The sequence below is a fragment of the Thioalkalivibrio halophilus genome, assembly GCF_001995255.1.
In the GTDB taxonomy this organism is placed as follows: Bacteria; Pseudomonadota; Gammaproteobacteria; order Ectothiorhodospirales; family Ectothiorhodospiraceae; genus Thioalkalivibrio; species Thioalkalivibrio halophilus.
On the sequence record NZ_MUZR01000095.1, the window covers coordinates 1 to 3,324 of the forward strand.

General features: G+C 71.1%; 6 protein-coding genes. All 6 read left to right on the forward strand.

All coding sequences use genetic code 11. From position 1 onward, the window contains the following. Nucleotides 1-499: sodium:calcium antiporter (locus B1A74_RS13965; RefSeq protein WP_425274685.1), on the forward strand; the 499-nt coding region annotated here is incomplete at its 5' end. After that, a complete protein-coding gene (locus B1A74_RS13970; RefSeq protein WP_077244983.1) occupies nt 490-1,467 on the forward strand; it encodes a KpsF/GutQ family sugar-phosphate isomerase in 978 nt (325 codons plus the stop codon). The genes B1A74_RS13965 and B1A74_RS13970, both read left to right, overlap by 10 nt. Further along, complete coding sequence (locus B1A74_RS13975; RefSeq protein WP_077244984.1) at nt 1,467-2,003, forward strand: KdsC family phosphatase; 537 nt, start codon at nt 1,467-1,469, stop codon at nt 2,001-2,003. The genes B1A74_RS13970 and B1A74_RS13975 overlap by 1 nt, the downstream gene beginning before the upstream one ends. Next, nucleotides 2,000-2,578, forward strand: a complete 579-nt coding sequence (lptC, locus tag B1A74_RS13980; protein ID WP_077244985.1) for an LPS export ABC transporter periplasmic protein LptC — start codon at nt 2,000-2,002, stop codon at nt 2,576-2,578. Before B1A74_RS13975 ends, lptC begins: the two co-directional genes overlap by 4 nt. Next, nucleotides 2,575-3,117 (forward strand): lipopolysaccharide transport periplasmic protein LptA, encoded by a 543-nt coding sequence (gene lptA, locus B1A74_RS13985; RefSeq protein ID WP_018947410.1) that lies wholly within the window; start codon nt 2,575-2,577, stop codon nt 3,115-3,117. Before lptC ends, lptA begins: the two co-directional genes overlap by 4 nt. Further along, the coding region (locus B1A74_RS13990; RefSeq protein ID WP_143592275.1) for an ATP-binding cassette domain-containing protein at nt 3,114-3,324 on the forward strand (211 nt) is incomplete at its 3' end. The genes lptA and B1A74_RS13990, both read left to right, overlap by 4 nt.

Genomic DNA, 3,324 nt, shown 5'->3' on the forward strand with positions numbered 1-3,324 from the left:
GGCGGTCGGGAGACCGCCGGCGGCCACGCCCGGCGGTCTCCCGACCGCCCTGGGGTGGCTCGCCGGCGGTCTGGTGGTGCTGCTGGCGAGCAGCCAGGCGCTGGTCTGGGGGGCAGTCGAGATCGCCACCGCCCTGGGAGCCGGCGAACTGCTGATCGGCCTGACCCTGGTCGCGATCGGCACCAGTCTGCCGGAACTGGCCACCACCGTGGCCAGCGCGCTGCGCCGCGAAACCGGCATGGCCCTCGGCAACGTCGTCGGTTCCAATCTGTTCAACCTGCTGGCGGTGCTGGCGGTACCCGCTCTGATCGCGCCGCTGGCGGTGGAACCCGCAGTGCTGACCCGTGACTATCCGGTGATGCTGGCCCTGACCGTGGCGGTGCTGCTGGCCGCCCGCTTCGGCCCGGGACGCATCACCCGCTGGCACGGAGCCCTTCTCCTTCTGGCCTTCAGCGGCTACCTTGTGACTCTCGCAATCACGGCACCGGCATGGATCTGAACCCCGACACAACCCGCAAGCTTGCACTGGCCGTCCTCGAAAATGAGGCCGACGCGGTGCGCGGCCTCACCGCGCGCATCGACGACGCCTTCCTCGCGGCCTGCCGGCACATCCTCGCCTGTCGCGGGCGGGTGGTGGTTACCGGCATGGGCAAGTCCGGCCACATCGGCAGCAAGCTGGCGGCCACCCTCGCCTCCACCGGCACGCCGGCGTTCTTCGTGCATCCGGGCGAGGCCAGCCACGGCGATCTCGGCATGATCACCCGCGACGACGTAGTGATCGCCCTGTCGAACTCCGGCGAGACCGACGAGATCCTCACCATCCTGCCGCTGATCCGACGCCTGGACGTCCCGCTGATCGCGATGACCGGCAACCCCGGCTCGCGCCTGGGCACCGATGCCAGCGTACACCTGGATGTCAGCGTGGAACACGAGGCCTGCCCGCTGGGGCTGGCGCCGACCTCCAGCACCACCGCGGCCCTGGCGATGAGCGATGCCCTGGCGGTGGCGGTGCTGGACGCGCGCGGCTTCACCGCGAACGACTTCGCCCGCTCGCATCCCGGCGGCCGCCTCGGGCGTCGCCTGCTGATCCACGTCGGCGACATCATGCATACCGGCGAAGCGATCCCGCGCATCGCACCAGACGCGCCGCTGAAGGATGCGCTGTTCGAGATCACCCGCAAGGGGCTGGGGCTGGTGATCGTCAGCGACCCGGAGGACCGGATCCTGGGGGTCTTCACCGACGGCGACCTGCGCCGCACCCTGGACCTCGGCCACAGCCTCGACAGCCTGACCATCGGCGAGGTCATGACCCGCGACGGCCACACCGCCGGTGCCGACTGGCTGGCGGCCGAGGCCCTGGAGATGATGGAGAGCCGCCGGATCAACGCCCTGCCAGTGGCCAACGCCGACCGCCGCCTGCAGGGGGTCATCAACATGCACGACCTGCTGCGCGCGGGGGTGGCCTGATGAACACCGAAACCGACCTTTCCACCCTGCAGCGGACCACCCGACTGTTGATCCTGGACGTCGACGGCGTGCTGACCGACGGCGCGCTGTTTCTCGGCGACGGTGGCGAACAGTACAAGGCCTTCCACAGCCGCGACGGCCACGGCCTGCGCATGGCCATGGACGACGGGCTGGAGGTCGCAATCCTCACCGGGCGGCAGTCGGCGGTCGTGGAGCATCGCCTGCGGGATCTGGGCATCCGTCACTGCATCCAGGGCCGGCGGGACAAGGGCGCCGCGCTGGCGCAATTGCTGGAGCAGACCGGGCACCGCGCCGCCGAGGCCGCGTTCGTGGGCGACGACGTGGTCGATCTGCCGGCGATGCGCAGGGTTGCCCTGGGCATCGCGGTCGGCGACGCCCATCCGTTCGTGCGCCAGCACGCGCAGTGGGTCACCACGGCCGATGGCGGGCGCGGCGCGGTGCGCGAAGTCTGCGAGGACCTGCTGGCCGCGCGCGGCCGCCTCGAGGCCGTGCTCGAAAGCTACCTGCACGCATGAACCCGGATCCGCGTCGCGCCCTGCTCGCCGCCTGGCTGCTGACCACCGGGCTCCTGCTCGCCGGGCCGGCAGCGGCCGAGCCGCCTGCCGAACCCGCGGCCGACGCCGAACCCACGCTGCAGATCGAGGGGTTTACCGCGCATGTCACTGGCGAGGACGGGCGGCCCACCCACCGCCTGCAGGGGTCGCGGCTGCGCGAATACGACCGGGATGCGGTCCAGTTCATCGATGACCCGGAGCTGGATCTGCTGGACCAACAGGGCCTGAACTGGACCTGGCGGGCCCCGCGCGCGGCGCATCAGCCCGATCGCGAACTGCTGCATACCTTCGGCCACACCCGCGGCGTGCGCCCCGAACGCAACGAGCGCGTGCGCACGGTGATCGAGTCGCGCGACGTGCGCGTGGCGCTGGACACCCGGCTGACGACCTCGTCGGCGTCGAGCACTCTGGAACAGCCGGGACTGTTCCAGCGGGGTACCGGCCTGCGCGCCGACCCGCAAGCGGATACCATTGAACTGCTCGCCGAGGTCTACACGCTGTACAGCGACCTGCCGCAGGAGGACCGCCCGGAATGAACCCGGCCACAACCGAACATCGCCGCGCGGGCATCCGCCGACCGGCCCCGCTGCTTGCCGTGGCGGGCGTACTCGCACTGATCCTGGCGGCCCCGCCGGCGACCGGCCGCGAGGATGCCCTGCCGGTGGAGATCACCGCGGACCACGCCGAGATGGACGAACGCGCGGGCACCGGCACCTACACCGGCGACGTGATCGTGGTGCGCGGCGATGCCACGCTGGAAGCAGACCGCGTGATCGTGCACATGCGCGAGCGCCGCCCCTACGAGATCGAGGCCCACGGCGAGCCCGCACGCCTGGAGTCGCCCGATCCCGAGACCGGCGAGATGCGCATCGCCGAAGGGCTGCGCATCGACTATTTCCTCGACGAGGAACGCGTGATCCTGACCGAACGGGCGCGCGTCATCACCGCCGCCGAGGATGCCCGCGGGCAGCGCATCACCTATGACCTCGAGCGCGACGTGATCCGCGCGGAACGCGGCGACACCGACGACGAGCGCGTGCACATCCGCCTGCAGCCACGCGAGGACGATCCATGAGGCCCGCGGCCGACGGCCATCTGGTCGCCCGCGAGCTGAGCAAGCGCTATGGCCAGCGTACCGTGCTGGACGCAATGGACGTGGACCTGGTGCCCGGCGAGGTGGTCGGCCTGCTGGGACCCAACGGGGCCGGCAAGACCACCTGTTTCTACAGTCTGGTCGGCCTGATCCGGCCCAATACCGGGCGCATCACCCTGGGCGGGCGCG

What these genes read in the sequence shown, in the direction of transcription:
- B1A74_RS13975 (WP_077244984.1), top strand. Translation starts at nt 1,467, where the DNA reads ATGAACACCGAAACCGACCTTTCCACCCTGCAGCGGACCACCCGACTG.
- B1A74_RS13970 (WP_077244983.1), top strand. Translation starts at nt 490, where the DNA reads ATGGATCTGAACCCCGACACAACCCGCAAGCTTGCACTGGCCGTCCTC.
- lptC (WP_077244985.1), top strand. Translation starts at nt 2,000, where the DNA reads ATGAACCCGGATCCGCGTCGCGCCCTGCTCGCCGCCTGGCTGCTGACC.
- lptA (WP_018947410.1), top strand. Translation starts at nt 2,575, where the DNA reads ATGAACCCGGCCACAACCGAACATCGCCGCGCGGGCATCCGCCGACCG.